A 15,148-nucleotide genomic window follows, 5' to 3' on the forward strand; every position below is an offset into this window, starting at 1 on the left:
CCGACGATGACGGGCACGCTGACCAGTGAGTCTCCGGTGAATCTCCTGAGAGGTCACCAGGAGAGGGAGGTCAGGATCCCTCTCCGCGCGGGAAGGAGACTTCCACGCGGCGGTTCTTCTTTCGGCCCTCTTCGCTGCTGTTGCTCGCGATCGGATACTGCTCGCCGTAGCCCCGGATCTCGTACGTGATGGCGGGGCCGAGCTCCTTCGACAGCACCCCGTGCACGGCGTCGGCACGCTGCTTGGACAGGACGTCTCCGTGGGCCGAGGACCCCAGGTTGTCGGTGAAGCCGAAGACGCGGACCTTGGTCGCGTTCTGCTTCTTGATCTCCTCGGCGATGGCGGCGATACGGGCGTTGGCCGCCGAGCTCAGCTTCGCGCTGTCCTTGCCGAAGAGGACTTCGGCCTGGAGCGCGAACTTGATGTCGGCGTTGCTGTCTTCGCGGCGCTCCTCACCGCCGAGGGCCTCCACGACCTGGACGATGTCGAGGACCCGGCCGGGGGCGAGGGTGCCGCCCTCCGGCATCTTCAGGTCCGGGTCGTTCGGGTCGATGGGAACAGGCGGCTCCGACGTCGCCTGCGTTCCTGGCGGGACACTGGGCCCATCATCAGCCGTCGCCGTCGGCACACCGAACAAGGCCGTCGTGGCCAGGAGAACAGCAGTCGCGATGGGGAGCCCAAACGCACGCATGGACGTCATACCTGCTTTCACCCGGAGATCTTGAGCGACGTGGTGGCGAACGTCGGAACGGAGAAGTCGACCTCCGTCGTCGTGCTCGGCGGGGAAGGGAATTGCATGAACACGACAGTGGAGTCGCCTGGCTGAAGCGGCTTGATCTTAGTGGTGCACAGGCATCGACCATCCGTGTCGCGAAGCACGTAGTAGCGCTTCTTTCCCACCTTGTCCACCAAAGTGGCACCGCCTACGGATGACAGGTTTTGGCGCACAATGACGCTTTCACTCCCTGCCCACTGGGCCGGATTGGCTGGCTTGTCCCCCTCATTCTTGACTTCCGCTTGCACAGTTACGAATCCACCTGAGTCGCGCTGCACTTGGTTGACGATCATCACGACACCGGCTTGCCCACGGATCTCGGCGAGCCTCACACTGGTGTCAACGTTCTCCCCGGCGGCCGTATCCTGCTGCGCCACAGTGTCGCTCCCCGTGCTCTCGGTCTCGGGCGTGCTCGCAGCAGACGACGGCGGTGCCGCATTCTCCTCCTTGGCTTTGCCGTCGTTGTCGCTTCCACAGCCGGTAAGCGCCAGGATGAACGCGGCGGACATCGAAGCAACCGCCAACGTCTTCCGATTCCTCGTGCTGCTCCGCATGCTCATGGTCCGATTCCTCTACTGTCGTTCGCTTCACTGTCACTGGTCGACCAACCGCACATCAAAGAGAGTTCTGCTCACGCTCTCCCACGGTGGAGGGCTTGCGGGCGCGATCTCGAGAATCTTTCCGTTCCGGCACGTGAAGACGAAGAGGTCCTGGACTCCGTCACTGTTGAAGTCCACAGCCTTCGGATTGGGGCAGCGAAACTCGATAAGTGCGGTGGCCTTGGCCTTGGCCTTCTTGTTCTGTGAACCGGGGAGCACCGGCGAGTCCACCGGCTTACGGCCTTCGACCTCAACCGTGATCCGGTCGCGCATGTAGCCGAAGGCCGGCACGCACATGGTCGGGTCGGCATCATTGGCGTCGGCCAATCGTTGGGCCGCGGAGCAGGGCGGAACGAAAGGCGTGTCCAGGAAGGCGTCCAGCATGTTCCCGGGGAGCGAGGCATAGAACCCAACCCCGAAGTCATCACGTGCCTCCTGAACCGCAGCCAGCGCAGCGGCATCGGCGGCACCTTGGGACCCGTTACGCAAGGCGGAAGCCTTGCCAACAGCAAAGAATGCCAACGCAAGGAAGAGCAGGCCCGCCACCATCATGATGTAGATGGGGAAGGCCTGCCCTCGGTCGCGTCGGGAGCAAGCGGCCACTAGGCGGCGGTGATCTGATCGACCAGCCCGTCGATGCGCTCCGAGATTGCGCCACCGATACCCGTCGCCACGATCGCACCGATGATCGCCACGACCACGAGGATGATGCCCAGGTACTCGAACGCCGTCTGACCCCGGTCCTTCGCCGCGTAACGCTTCTGGAGGCTGCTGACGGCGGTGTTGGCCCAGCCGTTGACGCGGACGGCGGTCTTCAGGGTGATGTTCGACATGGTGTTCCCCTCCGGGTTCGGCCGACCGGTTGCCGGCCGACTCGCACGTTCCTGCGGTGCCGCCATCGGTACCGGCTTCCTCCTGGCCGGTGACGTTGGCGACGTGAGAAACATAAGGGCAAACCGCCGCTTGTCCAGAGGGTCCGTGGGCCCATTCCCGGGCCCAAACGGCGTTCCCGGTCTCCTCGTCGCGTGGCCGCGTGGTCATGGCTGCCGTCCGGGGGTCCGGGGCGCGGTGCCGAGCCAGTGGGCGATGGCCTCGCTGCGGGTGACGCTGTGGAGCTTCGTGAAGATGCGGTTGATGTGGTTCTTGACCGTCTTCTCGCTGATGAAGCAGGTAGCGGCGATCTGCTGATTACTCATTCCGGACGCAATCAGGTCCATGATCTCCGCCTCCCGCGAACTCAACCTGTACTGCCGCCTGTTCGGGACGGGCGCCGGCCCCCCGGACACAGAAGACTGTCCCACAGAAGGTTGCAGTTGCGAAAGACTTTCCGATGTCCCGAGCGGGTGCGGTGATACGTGCGCGGGCACGGCCGGTGGCGCCGACCCCGGGCCCTCGGGCGGCGGGCCGCCCTGTGGGGCCGCCCCCTGGCGCATGTGGGCCAGCAGCGCGTCGGCAGCTGTGGCGGTGAAGTTGGCCCGGCCCTCCTTCGTGTCGCGCACGGCCCGTACCAGTTGGTCCGCCGTGAACTCGCCGTGCACCAGGTAGCCGCCGGCGCCCAGCCGCAGCGCCTCGTGGACGATGCCGCTCTCCCGGCTGTACGTCAGCATCAGCACGGGCGCGATGCCGACCAGGTGCGGCAGGGCCGAGATGCCGTCCACACCGGGCATCCGGACGTCGAGCAGAACCACGTCGGGGCGGTGCTGGTACGCCTTCTCGTATGCCTCGCGGCCGTCCGCGGCCTCTGCCACGACGTGGATGTCGGCCCGGCCCGAGAGCAGGACGCCCAGGCCCGCGCGGACCACCGGGTTGTCGTCCGCGACCACCACCCGCAGGCGGGCCGGCGCGGGCGGTGCGGGGGCCGGTGGGAAGGGGGACACGGCCGGCCCTCCGGGTGTCGAGGCCGGCCCCCCGCCCGTCGGGTGAGGTCCTCCGCGTGTCGGGGGCGGCGGAGCGGCCGGGGGCCGGCTCGCAGTGTGCCCGGGCCACCCGGGCTGTCCGGCGGGGCCGGGGGCCTGGGCGGGCGGGATGTGCGACGACGTGTGCCGGGGGACGTGGTGGTGAGCCGCCGCCCGGTTGCGGGGCGGCGTGGGGGAGACATCGTCCGGCATGCTGCGGCCTCCTCTCAGGGTCGGGGTCACGGGTGGGGGCTCATGGGTGAAGGGGCGTGATGTTTTCGGGCGCAAGCGGTGCCGAGGCCGGTGGTGCGAGCCGCGGCACGGGGGTGGGCGGGGAGGCCGGCGGGCTGTTGTCCTCGGTGGCCGGGCCCGTCAGCGCCGCCAGGGGGAGCTCCACCCGCACCTCCGTGCCCGTCTCGGCCTTTCCCCGGCCGATGCGGATACGGGCCCCGATGGAGGCGGCCCGCTCCACCATGCCGACGAGGCCGAAGTGGCCCGCCCGGCGGAGGGTGTCGAGCGTCGTTCCGGCGGGCAGGCCGCGGCCGTCGTCGTAGACGCTGACGCGGAGCACGCCGCCCTTCACGCCCGCCAGGACGATCAGGTACGAGGGGTGGGCGTGGCGGTGGGCGTTCTCCAGGGCCTCGGCGGCGACGGTGAGGAGTTGTCGGGCGACCGCCTGCGGCACGGGTGGGACCGGGGTCTCCTCGGCGAGGCGGCGGAACGTGGCGGCGACCGGGTGGCGGTCGGTGAAGTCGCGGGCCTGGGCCGTCAGTTCCGCGACGAGGTCGACGCCGCCCTCCAGCCCTTGCTCCCGGCGGAGGTCGGTGAGCAGTTCGCGGGATTCGGCGGCGGCCCGGCGGGCGGCGCGGGCGACCAGTTCGGCGTGGCGTTTCACGGTGGGCGGGTCCATCCGGTCCGCCGAGCCCGCCAGGCCGTCGGCGGCCAGGGCCAGGCCGTGCAGGGTCTTGGCGACCGAGTCGTGCATCTCCCGGGCCAGTCGGGTGCGTTCGCCCTCCACCGCCTCGTGCACCGCCAGCCGCGCCCGGGTCTCGGTGAGCGCCTGGGTGGCCGTACCGAAGCGGAGCAGGAGGTTGCGCAGGGTGACCCCGACCGCCCCGGCGATCACGCAGAAGCCGGGCAGGAGGAGTGTCGTCGCCCCGCCCGCCTCCAGCTTCGGAACGCTGGTGTACACGCCGAAGACGATCACTACCTGGAGCGCCGCGAAGACCGCCGCGCCGCGCCAGCCGTGGATCAGGCCCGCCAGCAGCGGGGTGCAGACGGTGACGTACGCGAGCGTCGACTCGGGGGTCGCGGTGATCAGCAGCAGGGCGCCGAAGAAGACGTCCACGGCCAGGATCCAGGGGTGGCGCAGCAGCACCGGGCCGAAGCGCTCCCAGTCCCGGAACAGGACGTACGAGCCCATGAAGGTGACGAGGATCGCGGAGCCGATGAACCAGGTGGGCAGGCCGGGGGCGGTGCGGTTGATGGCGTACGGGGTCGCTATCGCGATCATCGCCAGCCGGAAGCCGAACACCTGGCGGCACATCGCCTGGAGGGCGTTGACCTGGATGGCGAAGGCCGGGCGGGCCGGGGTGCCGGCGTGTGCGCGGGTCAGTTCGGCCGTCAGTCCGGGCTGGGCGCCGCTGAGCTGATATGCCATGCTCCTGTCACCTCCACCTCACGTTCCCCGCCTCACGTTCCCGCCTGCCTCATGTCTGCCTCATGTCCCCCGCCGCGTGTGTCCCTCCCATGCCCCCGCCGTGTGCGTCCCGTCCGTCCGCTCAGCGGGGGTTCCGGAACGTAGGGTTTCCGTCCCCATCCCGCCCGTCGTTCATGTCAGCCCCCCAAGAGGAAGTCGAAGTCGACGTCGGCTCCGTACACGAATCCGACGGTGAGAAGAACGAGCGTGCCGGGGAGAAGGAACGTGGTCACCGCGAACGTGGCCTTCGGGACCGCCTTGGCCGCCTTGCGGCGGGCGTTCTGGGCGTCGGTGCGGCGCATGTCGTTGGCGATCTGGATGAGCGTCTCGACGATCGGCGCCCCCAGCTCCTCCCCCTGTTGGAGGGTCGTGACGAACATGGCGACCTGTTCGGAGTCGTTACGTCTGCGCAGTTCGTCGAACGCCTGCCGGCGACTGACGCCCATGTCCATCTGCCGGAGCGTGATGCGCAGTTCGTCCGACCAGGGGCCCTCGTACTTCTCCGCGACCCGGTCCAGCGCCTGCCGGAAGCCGAGCCCGGCGGAGACGACGACGGCCAGGACGTCCAGGAAGTCCGGCAGCGTGCGCTCGATGTGCTCGCGGCGCACCCGGATCGCCGACCAGATCCCGGCCTCCACCCAGAACAGGCCGAAGGCGACCATCAGGAGGGCCAGGAACAGCTGGCCGCGCAGGAGCATGGAGAAGGCGCCCAGGAGCCCCAGCGCGCCGTAGACCGCGCGGCGGGCCGCGTAGCGGTCGATGGTGAGGCCGCCGGGGTTGCCCGCCAGGTCGATCTGGCGGCGCTTCTTGTTGACGGCCTTGGGGCCCATCATCCGCAGCACCATGGGGGCCCAGCGCATGCCGAGGCGGTCGATGCCGGAGCCGACCGCGCTCGTGCGGGAGGCTCCGGACTCCAGGGCGACCGCCAGGTCGGTGGGGAGCTTGGCGTCGGCCCGGTACATCCGTATGCCGTGGATGGCCCCGTACACGGCGAGGCCGACGGCCAGGGCCAGCAGCAGGTCCATGTCCGTCCCCTTTCTTCCTGGTCTCAGACGTCGATGCGGGACAGGCGGCGGATCACGACGAACCCGACCGCGTACAGGACGATGGCGACGACGACGGCGGCCTGGCCGATGAAGGCCCCGGTCATCCGGTCGAGTGCGCCGGGCATGACCGCGTTCATGAGGAGCATCGCGCCGACGCCGAAGACCGGTACGGCGTAAGCGGTGACGGTGACCTGGGAAAGCTGCGTCTTGACCTCGCGGCGGGTCTCCTTGCGCTCCTCCAGCGTCTCGGTGAGGTTGCGCAGGGAGCTGACGACCGTGCCGCCGGCCCGGTTGGACAGGACCAGTGTGGTGACCAGGACGACGAGTTCGCGGGACGGAAGCCGGTCGGTCAGCTCGCTGAGGGCGTCCTCCAGGGGTTCGCCGACGCCCAGCCGCCGGGCGACCCGGGCCAGTTCCTCCCCGGCCGGGTTCTCCAGCTCCTCGGCCGCCATCGACAGCGAGGTGCGCAGGGCGAGGCCCGCCTGGGTGGCGTTGGCGAGAATGCGGGAGAGTTCGGGGAGCTGGTTGATGAAGCGCTCAGTGCGTTTGATCCGCTGCCAGTTGAGGAACGCGTTGGTGCCCCAGAGGCCGATCAGGGCGGCGACCGGGCCGAAGAACGCCGCGAGCATGGAGGAGGCGATCATCCAGAGCCCGGCCATCGCGACGAGCGCGTAGACGACGAACTCGCCGGGCGTGATGTCCATGCCGGTCGCGGCGAGCTTCAGCTCCAGCTTCCGGCCGAGCACGGTGGCGCGGAGTCTGCGGTCGAGGCCCCGGAAGCGGCGGACGCGGCCGGTCTCGGGGATCTGCCCGACGTGGGAGAGCCTCTCCACGAGGGCGTCGCGGTCGGCCTTTCCGCCGGCGTAGGAGTACAGGCCCATCACGCCGAGCACGCAGCACAGCAGCGTGACGCCGACGGTGATCAGGGGGAGGTTGACGTTGTCCATGGCGCGGTACCTAGTTGGCCTCTCGGGTGGCGAGCTGTTCGGCGGACTGGGCGACGCCGAACGCCTGCGGGATGGGCTGGCCGGCCAGGTAGAGGCGCTCGGCGACCTTCCGGGGCAGCGGGAGGTACTGGAAGTCGCCGTGGACGCGGCCGTCGGGGGCCATCGGCCGGGCGTTGAACCGGGCGACCGTGATGATGCGGTACGGGTCGCGGCCGTGCGAGTCCAGGACGGCGATCTCGGTGATCTTCCTGGCTCCGTCGGCGTGCCGGGTGAGTTGGACGATCACGTCGACGGCGCTGTTGATCTGGTCGTGCAGCGCCTCGAACGGGATCTCGACCTCCGACATCGAGGCGAGCGTCTGCAGACGCATCAGCGCGTCCTCGGCGCTGTTGGCGTGGACGGTGGCCAGCGAGCCGTCGTGGCCGGTGGACATCGCCTGGAGCATGTCGAGCGACTCGCCGCCTCGGACCTCACCGACGACGATGCGGTCGGGGCGCATACGCAGGGAGTTGCGGACGAGGTCGCGGATGGTGATCTGCCCCTTGCCCTCGACGTTGGCCGGGCGGGACTCCAGGCGGATCACATGGCTCTGCTGGAGCTGGAGTTCGGCGGAGTCCTCGATGGTGACGATGCGCTCGGCGTTCGGGATCAGTCCGGACAGCGCGTTGAGGAGGGTCGTCTTCCCGGTGCCGGTGGCTCCCGAGACGATGATGTTGAGCTTGGCCTGGACGAGCCCGGCCAGCAGGACCAGCATCTGTTCGTCCAGCGAACCGAAGCCGATCATCTCCTGGAGCGTGAAGGAGCGCGGGAACCGCCGGATGGTGAGCGTCGCACCGGTCAGCGACAGCGGCGGGATGATCACGTTGACACGTTCACCGCTGGGCAGGCGGGCGTCGACCATCGGGTTGGACTCGTCGACACGGCGGTTGACGGTCGACACGATCCTCTCGATGGTCTGCATCAGCTGCTCGTGGGAACCGAAGCGCATCGGGAGCTGTTCGACCCTGCCGTTGCGCTCGACGAAGATCTGGTCGGGGCCGTTGACCATGATCTCGGTGATGGACGCGTCCTCCAGGAGCGGTTCCAGGATCCCGAGGCCGAGTGCCTCGTCGACGACGCGGCGGATGAGCTGCGAGCGCTCCACGGTCGAGAGGACCGGGCCCTCGCGGCTGATGATGTGGCCGAGGACGCGTTCCAGCCGGGCCCGCCGGTCGGCGGCGGCCAGTGAGGACATCTCCGCGAGGTCGATCTCCTCCAGCAGTTTGGCCCGGTAGGCGGCCACCATGTGGCCGTCCTCCCGTGCTCCGCCCTGCTCCTCCGGAGCGGTCATGCGTGCCCGCAGGCTCATCTGCGTAACTCTCCTCGGTGTCGCGGATGGTGCTGGTCCGGCAGGTGCGTTCAGGCCCGGCGTCCGGGGTGAGGCAAGCGGGCGTCAGAAACCGGTGCCGGACCTCTCGTCGGGCATGGTCGTGCTCCGCTCGGCCCACCAGTCGCCCAGTCCCGGCACGACGGACGGCACCTTCACCCGGACCGTGACCGTGATGTCCCGGCCGCCGCTCTGGCGGTAAGTGAATCCGCCGTCCTCCACCCAGTCGCTCACGGCGTCGCGGGCGTTGCTCTGGCCGGTGCCCCGGGCGTCCACGCTGGCCGCCGTACGGGCTCCGGCGCGGGCCGCCGTGCCCGCCTGGTTGGCGGCGTACGCGGCCAGGCCGAGCTGGATGGCCGCCATCGCGACGAGGAGCAGCAGGGGGAGGAAGCCGAGGTACTCCATGGCGACCTGGCCCCGGTCGCTGTCACGGCCTCCGCCCCGGCCCCGGCGCCGGTCTCGCTCCCGGTGCGGACGTGTCGTCATCGCTGGTCCTCCCTCGGCGATCCCGCTCTGCCGGTGATCCTGGCGTCGAGGTCGAAGAGGCCCGGCACCAGCACGGGCACCTTGAGCTCCACCGTCGCCTCGTACAGACCTCCGCTCGTGCCGCACCGCACATCCGCCGCGCTCTCCCAGGCGTCCGGCAGGTCCTTCGTGGCCCCCGCCCGGCAGGCCGCCCCCGCCCCGTACTCCGCGCCGCTGCCCTTGCGCGCGCCCACGTCCGCCGCGTTGCCCGCGAGGCTGAAGGTGTAGCCGATCAGGGCGCACTCCCAGAGCACGAGCATGATCAGGATGATGAAGGGGGTCATGCCCAGGAACTCGACCGCCGTCTGCCCGCGGTCCCGGTGCCGGCGGTCACGCAGGGCGGTGGTCCCCGCCCGTATGCCGCTTCGTGCCGTCCGTGTGGTGGTCATCGTTCAACGTGTCCCCTCGGAGTCTCCGGGGCCGCGGCCGGAGCCGTCGCGCCGGCGGCGCGGCCGTCCGATCGAGCCGCGGTCGTTCTTGAAGGCGCCGCTGCTCCTCTTGACCAGGGCGCTGCCGCTCTTCTTCGCCGCCGCGCTCTCCTTGACGATGCCCAGCTCTCCGGCCAGGCCCCAGAGCGCCTGCTTGACCGTGCTCTTGGGGTCCAGTTCGTGCAGGCGCCCGGAGTCGATGGACGCCTGGAGTTCCTTGAAGTTCGCGGGGACCGCCACCGAGGCGACCCGGGTGCCGGTGATCTTCTGGATCAGCTGGGGCTGGATCTCGGTGTTGCGGGTGAAGCGGTTGACGAGGGTGACCGTCTCCTCCGCCTTGCGGATCTGGAGCCGTTCCCACATCCGTACGATGCGTTTCGCGCCGCGCACCGCGACCACGTCGGGTGTCGTGACGAGCAGGGCCACGTCCGCCATCTCGACGGCCGCGGCGTTGGCCCCGTTCATCTGGCCGCCGCAGTCGATGACGACGATCTCGTAGCGGGTGCGGAGCGCGCTGACGATCTGGCGGGCCGACCGGTCGCTGACCTCCTCGCCGCGCTCGCCCTCGCCGGGGGCGAGCAGCAGGGCGAGGCCGGTGGAGTGGGAGAACACCGCGTCGGCCAGCACCCGGGGCGATATGTCGGTGATCAGGGCGAGGTCGACGAGGGAGCGCCGGAACTGGACGTCGAGGAACGAGGCGATGTCCCCGGTCTGGAGGTCCATGTCCACCAGCGCCACGGTGTGGCCGGACGCCTGTGCTGCCAGCGCGAGCTGGATGGCGGTGACGGTCGCGCCGACGCCTCCCTTGGCCCCGGTGACCGTGACGACCGTGCCGCCGGGGCCGGTGATGACGTCGTGCCCGGCGGTGAGGTGGCGGCGTACGCCTGCGGACCACTGGGCCGCCGCCTGGACCCGGTTGGCCAGTTCCTCGTAGCTCAGCGGCAGGGCGACCAGGCCGCGCGCCCCGGAGTCCATCGCGTCGGCGAAGAGGTTGGGGCTGGCGTCCGCGGTGATCATGACGACGCCGACGGAGGGGAACCGCAGCGACACCTCCCGGATCAGCTCCAGGGCCGGCACGGGGCCGATCCGCTCGTGGACCAGCACCACCTCGGGCAGTTCGTCGAGCGCCTCGCCCGCGAGGCGGGCCAGCGTGTCGATGAGCTGGGTGGAGTCGCCGACGGGCGTGGCCGGTTCGGCGTCGGGCAGCTGGCTGAGCAGGGTGGTGACGGAGCGGGCCGCGTCGAGGTCACCGACGGCCGGGAGGATTCTGGTGGTCATCCCGTCCTCACTTGTCCTTGTCGAGGGTGTAGGTGCGGTCCCCCGGGCGGATGGTGCCGTCGCTGCCCGGGGCGACGAGCGCGAGGCGCACGTGCTCCGCGAAGGACTCGGCGTAGGCGACGCGCTGGGTGTCCAGCGTGTTCAGGGCGAAGGTGATCGGCACGGCCTCGGTGGCCCGGTTGCCCCGGTCGTCCGCGCCCGGGTCGAGGGCGGTGAGTTCACCGACGTCCAGGACCTTGGCGTTCGAGACGATGACCTTGGACTGGGCCGCGTCGCCCTGCTGTTCGCCGGCGAAAGTGGCGTAGATGTTGACCGCCGCGCCGGGCGTGATCTTGCCCGCGACACCGGTGGAGGCGTCGATCATGATGGCGATCTCCTGTTCGCCGGCCCTGAGTTCCGGCTTGCGGACCATCATGTCCGACTGGAGGAGCGAGCCTTTGCGGAGCTCGGTGACCGCGATCTTCGACTCGACCTCGCGCAGGTCGGTCACGGCGTTCTCCGACAGCCAGCGTTTCGGCATCGTGATCTTCTCGAACTGCCCGCTCTTCAGTGCGGTGTACGGGGCCACGTTGGTCTTGAGCTGGTACGCCGTCACCTCGGGTCCGACCTTGGAGTTGACGTCGCTGATCACCGAGAGCACGCCGGCGAAGGCCGCGATGGCACACAGGACCGACAGGAGCAGGAGTATCACGCCGCGGCGCTGGCGGGAGTTCATGGTCCGGACAACCTCGTTCGAATCGGATGTGTGGGGCGGACGGCGGACAGAGCCGGCGGTGCGGTGGGGCCGTGCCGTGTGGGCGGTGCGGGTCGGAGCGGGTGGTGGAATGCGAGCGGCGCGGTGCGGGCGAGCTGTGCGGGAGAGCTGTGCGGTGGAGCGGTTACGCGCTTACATGTGCCTCCGCGCGCTGCTGCGGCCGAGCGTGGTCTGCGGAGTGGGGTCGGTGGCGTTGGACGGTGTACGAGCACGGGGACGGGTGGCGGGTGCGGGCGGCGGGTGTGGGTCGCGCTAGGGGCCCGGCGACTCGTCGGCCCCGTGGCGGAGGACACCGGTGGGGAGCGCGCGGTGCTCCGGAGCCGCGAGAGGAGCGGAACAGAATGCGCAGCGGTCGCCGATGAGTTCCATGGAGCACCAGTGGCATTTCTCCCGGCGTACGGAGGAGACCAGTTGGTAGAGCACGGAGAGGTCCGGGAGATGGGCGGTGAACTCCACCAGTTTGCCGGTGCCCCACCAGCGTGACGAGTCGGCAGGGACCGCGGTGTCGTGGACGGCCTGGACCTTCCAGGCGGGCGCGAGGGTCTCCTGTACCCAGTCCGACTGCAGATTCCCTCTGGCCACCAGAAGATGCGTGCCGAAATCCGGCCCCGTCGGCGGTTCGGCGGTCGGGCCCACTTTCATCAGGTGCGGCTCGGGGCCCAGGAAGACGGCGAACTGGGACCCGGGGACCCAGGATTTCGCGTGACTCCTGAGACTGACCGGCACCCGGTCGAGCCGCGCGACGGAGTTGACGAGGGCTCCCGCGTGGATGTAGTGCGAGAGCAGCCGGGCGGCGGAGGCGACCACTCCGGGGCTGAAGTCGCAGATGGACAACTGTCGTAACTGGCGCACCAGTACGGCGAGGCCGAGGGGCGGCAGGTCCACCTTGACCAGGGCGATCCGGTCGCTCTCCAGCACCGAGCGGATGGAGTGCAGGCGGCGCTCGTGCTCGGGGCGGATGCCTGAGGAGTACAGGGCGATCACATACCCGTGCTGTTCGAGCAGCAGGTGCATGTCGCCGATCGCCAGCTCCAGCGCCTGGGCCTCGGGGGCCTGGAGCAGGGCGGCGGTCGGCGTCTGCTGGTCGGTGGGCGGCAGCACCAGGTCTGCGCTCGTCACTGCTATTGCGGTCGGCACGCTCTTCCCCGTTCCGGCTCCGGTCGGCGTGGGGACGCCGGCCGCAATCGCTCCTGCTCCGTGCTCCTGCCCCCAGCACTTTAGCCAGGTCTCACCAGGCAGAGAACAGTTATCGGAGACCAGTACGGAGTCATGCGAACACGGTTCCTACGGGGCTCGGGTGCTAAACGGGCTGAAATCGATTCCGGTCAACCGGGCTGTCATTGCGGAGGGTTACCGCAGTGCGCGACCGGCCTTCGACCACCCGTCCATTCCCGCACGTCAACCCGGATTCCAGGGCGCCCGACTCCCTTTTCGTAAGGGCGTTTCCGTGACCGCCCCAAGAACTCCCGCAAGATCACTCGTGCGGGGGGGGCGGCGTGCGGCCGGGGGCCCGTTTCCGGGCGAACGGACCTCGGTCCGGAACCCCGCGCGGTCTGCCCGCGCCGCCCGGGGCCAGGGCCTCGGGCGAGTGCCGCCGGACCGCCGCGCGGCCTCGCGGCCGCCCCTGCGGACGACCTTTCGCCGCCATAGGTCTTGACAACTTGAATGGTCTGGACCAGTTTTGTGCGCCAAGCGGTGGCCACCGCTTGGCGCGGGACAACCCCGTGTTCCGCGTCCCCGGTCCAGTACTCCGCCCCGTCGCCGCACGACACCCCCTTCGTCCCGACTCTGCCCCATCGCCGCACGACACCCCCGTTCGTCCCGGCTCGTCCGGAGTCACCGTGACTTCACCCGAGTCGCCCGAGACGCACTCGGAGAACCTTCGACCTGCCCGAGGTCACCGCGCTCCACCGTCACCGATCCCCGCTCCGCCCACCCGTGCAGCCCCGGCCCCGGTCCCGTCGTCCGTCCGGCACTCCTGCACGACCCGCCGGCACCACCAACTCCCCCAACTCCCCCCGGAGGCACCAGTGGAACGCTCCGCAGGCAGCAGTCGCAGAAGGCGCCGCTCCCGGCCCGTGCTCGGCGGCACGATCGCCGTCGTCGCGGCCGCCGCCCTGACCGTCACCGGACTGGTCAGCACCGCCCAGGCCGCCGATGTCAACAACGCCAGGAACGCGGGCTTCGAGTCGGGTCTGGCCGGCTGGACCTGCTCCGGCGGCAGCGGCGCGGTGGTCTCCACCCCCGTGCACGGCGGCACGTCCGCGCTGAAGGCCACCCCGGCCGGCCAGGACAACGCCAAGTGCTCCCAGTCGGTCAAGGTCAAGCCGAACTCGACCTACGCCCTCGGCTCCTGGGTGCAGGGCGGTTACGCCTACCTCGGCGTCAGCGGCACCGGAACCACGGACGTGTCCACCTGGACGCCGGGCTCCTCCAGCTGGACCAAGCTGTCCACCAGCTTCAAGACCGGCGCCAACACCACCTCGGTGACCGTCTACACCCACGGCTGGTACGGGCAGGCCGCCTACTTCGCCGACGACTTCGAGGTGCTCGGCCCCGACGGCGGGGGCGGCGAGGACCCCGGCCCGGCTGTCCCGGCGACCCCCGCGGGCCTCACGGCGGGCGCCACGACCGCGTCCTCGGTCACCCTCTCCTGGAACGCGGTCTCCGGCGCCACCGGATACACCGTCTACCGTGACGGCACGAAGGCCACCACCTCCACCGGGACCTCGGCGACCGTCACCGGCCTGTCCGCGGACACCGCCTACCAGTTCTCGGTGAGCGCCACCAACGCGGCCGGCGAGTCGGTCAAGTCGGCCGCCATCAGTGCCCGTACGGCGAAGAAGGACTCGGACCCCGGGCCGGGCCCGGCCGTGCCCAAGCACGCGGTGACCGGCTACTGGCAGAACTTCAACAACGGCGCGACCGTCCAGCGGCTCAGTGACGTCCCGGCCGACTACGACATCATCGCGGTCTCCTTCGCGGACGCCACGGCGACCCGGGGCGCGGTCACCTTCAACCTGGACACCGCCGGGCTGAACGGCTACACCGACGCCCAGTTCCGCTCGGACATCAAGGCCAAGCAGGCCGCCGGCAAGAACGTCATCATCTCGATCGGCGGCGAGCTGGGCACGGTCCGCGTCGACGACGACGCCTCCGCCACCGCGTTCGCCGACTCGGTGTACGCGCTGATGCGGGACTACGGCTTCAACGGGGTCGACATCGACCTGGAGAACGGCCTCAACGCCGCCTACATGACGAAGGCACTGCGCCAGCTGTCGGCGAAGGCGGGCAGCGGGCTGGTCATCACGATGGCTCCGCAGACCATCGACATGCAGTCCACTTCGGGCGAGTACTTCAAGACGGCGCTCAACGTCAAGGACATCCTGACCGTCGTCAACATGCAGTACTACAACAGCGGTTCGATGCTCGGCTGTGACGGCAAGGTGTACTCGCAGGGCTCGGTGGACTTCCTCACCGCGCTGGCCTGCATCCAGCTGGAGGGCGGCCTCGACCCGTCGCAGGTCGGCATCGGCGTCCCCGCCTCCACCCGGGGCGCGGGCAGCGGCTACGTCTCCCCGTCGATCGTGAACGCGGCGCTGGACTGCCTGACCAAGGGCACCAGCTGCGGTTCGTTCAAACCGTCCAAGACCTACCCGTCGCTGCGCGGCGCGATGACCTGGTCGACGAACTGGGACGCGACGGCCGGGTTCGCCTGGTCGAAGGCGGTCGGCCCGCACGTCCGCAGCCTGCCGTAGCACCCCGGCACCCGATCACCGCACCAGCAGCGCCGCCGCTCCCCCGGCGGCGCTGCCGCGTCCGGGCCGGTCCCCCTC

The 15,148-nt window shown here is 70.0% G+C and carries 15 protein-coding genes; 1 reads left to right on the forward strand and 14 read right to left on the reverse strand.

The window, feature by feature from the left end; genetic code table 11:
- Positions 1 to 70 precede the first annotated feature (70 nt).
- The 14 genes from ACIQMU_RS03490 to ACIQMU_RS03555 form a co-directional block, all read right to left on the reverse strand.
- A complete protein-coding gene (locus ACIQMU_RS03490; protein WP_402688139.1) occupies positions 71 to 691 on the reverse strand; it encodes an OmpA family protein in 621 nt (206 codons plus the stop codon).
- Between the two features lie 17 nt (positions 692 to 708).
- Positions 709 to 1,335: a hypothetical protein gene (locus ACIQMU_RS03495; protein WP_402688140.1), complete on the reverse strand. Its 627-nt coding sequence runs from the start codon at positions 1,333 to 1,335 to the stop codon at positions 709 to 711.
- 33 nt (positions 1,336 to 1,368) lie between these two features.
- Positions 1,369 to 1,977, reverse strand: a complete 609-nt coding sequence (locus ACIQMU_RS03500; RefSeq protein ID WP_402688141.1) for a pilus assembly protein TadG-related protein — start codon at positions 1,975 to 1,977, stop codon at positions 1,369 to 1,371.
- Complete coding sequence (locus tag ACIQMU_RS03505) at positions 1,977 to 2,207, reverse strand: Flp family type IVb pilin (RefSeq protein WP_388535027.1); 231 nt, start codon at positions 2,205 to 2,207, stop codon at positions 1,977 to 1,979. The genes ACIQMU_RS03500 and ACIQMU_RS03505 overlap by 1 nt, the downstream gene beginning before the upstream one ends.
- 204 nt (positions 2,208 to 2,411) lie before the next feature.
- Entirely contained in the window at positions 2,412 to 3,482 is a 1,071-nt protein-coding gene (locus ACIQMU_RS03510; protein WP_402688142.1) for a response regulator, read from the reverse strand.
- 40 nt (positions 3,483 to 3,522) lie between these two features.
- Entirely contained in the window at positions 3,523 to 4,929 is a 1,407-nt protein-coding gene (locus ACIQMU_RS03515) for a histidine kinase (RefSeq protein WP_352240466.1), read from the reverse strand.
- 176 nt (positions 4,930 to 5,105) lie between these two features.
- Entirely contained in the window at positions 5,106 to 5,993 is an 888-nt protein-coding gene (locus ACIQMU_RS03520) for a DUF5936 domain-containing protein (RefSeq protein ID WP_352240465.1), read from the reverse strand.
- A gap of 23 nt (positions 5,994 to 6,016) precedes the next feature.
- The gene (locus tag ACIQMU_RS03525) at positions 6,017 to 6,961 is read right to left on the reverse strand and encodes a type II secretion system F family protein (RefSeq protein WP_352240464.1); all 945 of its coding nucleotides are present in this window, start codon (positions 6,959 to 6,961) and stop codon (positions 6,017 to 6,019) included.
- A 10-nt stretch (positions 6,962 to 6,971) separates the two neighbouring features.
- The gene (locus tag ACIQMU_RS03530; RefSeq protein WP_402688143.1) at positions 6,972 to 8,309 is read right to left on the reverse strand and encodes a CpaF family protein; all 1,338 of its coding nucleotides are present in this window, start codon (positions 8,307 to 8,309) and stop codon (positions 6,972 to 6,974) included.
- Positions 8,310 to 8,393: 84 nt separating this feature from the next.
- Positions 8,394 to 8,813 (reverse strand): TadE/TadG family type IV pilus assembly protein, encoded by a 420-nt coding sequence (locus ACIQMU_RS03535; protein WP_402688144.1) that lies wholly within the window; start codon positions 8,811 to 8,813, stop codon positions 8,394 to 8,396.
- A complete protein-coding gene (locus ACIQMU_RS03540; protein ID WP_352240461.1) occupies positions 8,810 to 9,241 on the reverse strand; it encodes a TadE family protein in 432 nt (143 codons plus the stop codon). Before ACIQMU_RS03540 ends, ACIQMU_RS03535 begins: the two co-directional genes overlap by 4 nt.
- Before the next feature lie 3 nt (positions 9,242 to 9,244).
- On the reverse strand, positions 9,245 to 10,558 hold the full coding sequence (locus ACIQMU_RS03545) for an AAA family ATPase (RefSeq protein ID WP_352240460.1): 1,314 nt from the start codon (positions 10,556 to 10,558) through the stop codon (positions 9,245 to 9,247).
- 7 nt (positions 10,559 to 10,565) lie between these two features.
- Positions 10,566 to 11,273, reverse strand: a complete 708-nt coding sequence (gene cpaB / locus ACIQMU_RS03550; protein WP_352240459.1) for a Flp pilus assembly protein CpaB — start codon at positions 11,271 to 11,273, stop codon at positions 10,566 to 10,568.
- Positions 11,274 to 11,564: 291 nt separating this feature from the next.
- The gene (locus ACIQMU_RS03555; RefSeq protein WP_402688145.1) at positions 11,565 to 12,431 is read right to left on the reverse strand and encodes a hypothetical protein; all 867 of its coding nucleotides are present in this window, start codon (positions 12,429 to 12,431) and stop codon (positions 11,565 to 11,567) included.
- 911 nt (positions 12,432 to 13,342) lie between these two features.
- Here ACIQMU_RS03555 and ACIQMU_RS03560 point away from each other — a divergent pair.
- The gene (locus ACIQMU_RS03560) at positions 13,343 to 15,070 is read left to right on the forward strand and encodes a chitinase (RefSeq protein WP_402688146.1); all 1,728 of its coding nucleotides are present in this window, start codon (positions 13,343 to 13,345) and stop codon (positions 15,068 to 15,070) included.
- Positions 15,071 to 15,148 lie beyond the last annotated feature (78 nt).

The sequence above is a fragment of the Streptomyces sp. NPDC091649 genome (assembly GCF_044756785.1).
GTDB lineage: Bacteria > Actinomycetota > Actinomycetes > Streptomycetales > Streptomycetaceae > Streptomyces.

Bases quoted from the DNA above. Each gene is read 5' to 3' on its own strand.
- cpaB (WP_352240459.1), bottom strand. From the start codon at position 11,273: ATGAACTCCCGCCAGCGCCGCGGCGTGATACTCCTGCTCCTGTCGGTC.
- ACIQMU_RS03535 (WP_402688144.1), bottom strand. From the start codon at position 8,813: ATGACGACACGTCCGCACCGGGAGCGAGACCGGCGCCGGGGCCGGGGC.
- ACIQMU_RS03505 (WP_388535027.1), bottom strand. From the start codon at position 2,207: ATGTCGAACATCACCCTGAAGACCGCCGTCCGCGTCAACGGCTGGGCC.
- ACIQMU_RS03530 (WP_402688143.1), bottom strand. From the start codon at position 8,309: ATGAGCCTGCGGGCACGCATGACCGCTCCGGAGGAGCAGGGCGGAGCA.
- ACIQMU_RS03525 (WP_352240464.1), bottom strand. From the start codon at position 6,961: ATGGACAACGTCAACCTCCCCCTGATCACCGTCGGCGTCACGCTGCTG.
- ACIQMU_RS03545 (WP_352240460.1), bottom strand. From the start codon at position 10,558: ATGACCACCAGAATCCTCCCGGCCGTCGGTGACCTCGACGCGGCCCGC.
- ACIQMU_RS03495 (WP_402688140.1), bottom strand. From the start codon at position 1,335: ATGAGCATGCGGAGCAGCACGAGGAATCGGAAGACGTTGGCGGTTGCT.
- ACIQMU_RS03490 (WP_402688139.1), bottom strand. From the start codon at position 691: ATGCGTGCGTTTGGGCTCCCCATCGCGACTGCTGTTCTCCTGGCCACG.
- ACIQMU_RS03515 (WP_352240466.1), bottom strand. From the start codon at position 4,929: ATGGCATATCAGCTCAGCGGCGCCCAGCCCGGACTGACGGCCGAACTG.
- ACIQMU_RS03540 (WP_352240461.1), bottom strand. From the start codon at position 9,241: ATGACCACCACACGGACGGCACGAAGCGGCATACGGGCGGGGACCACC.
- ACIQMU_RS03510 (WP_402688142.1), bottom strand. From the start codon at position 3,482: ATGCCGGACGATGTCTCCCCCACGCCGCCCCGCAACCGGGCGGCGGCT.
- ACIQMU_RS03520 (WP_352240465.1), bottom strand. From the start codon at position 5,993: ATGGACCTGCTGCTGGCCCTGGCCGTCGGCCTCGCCGTGTACGGGGCC.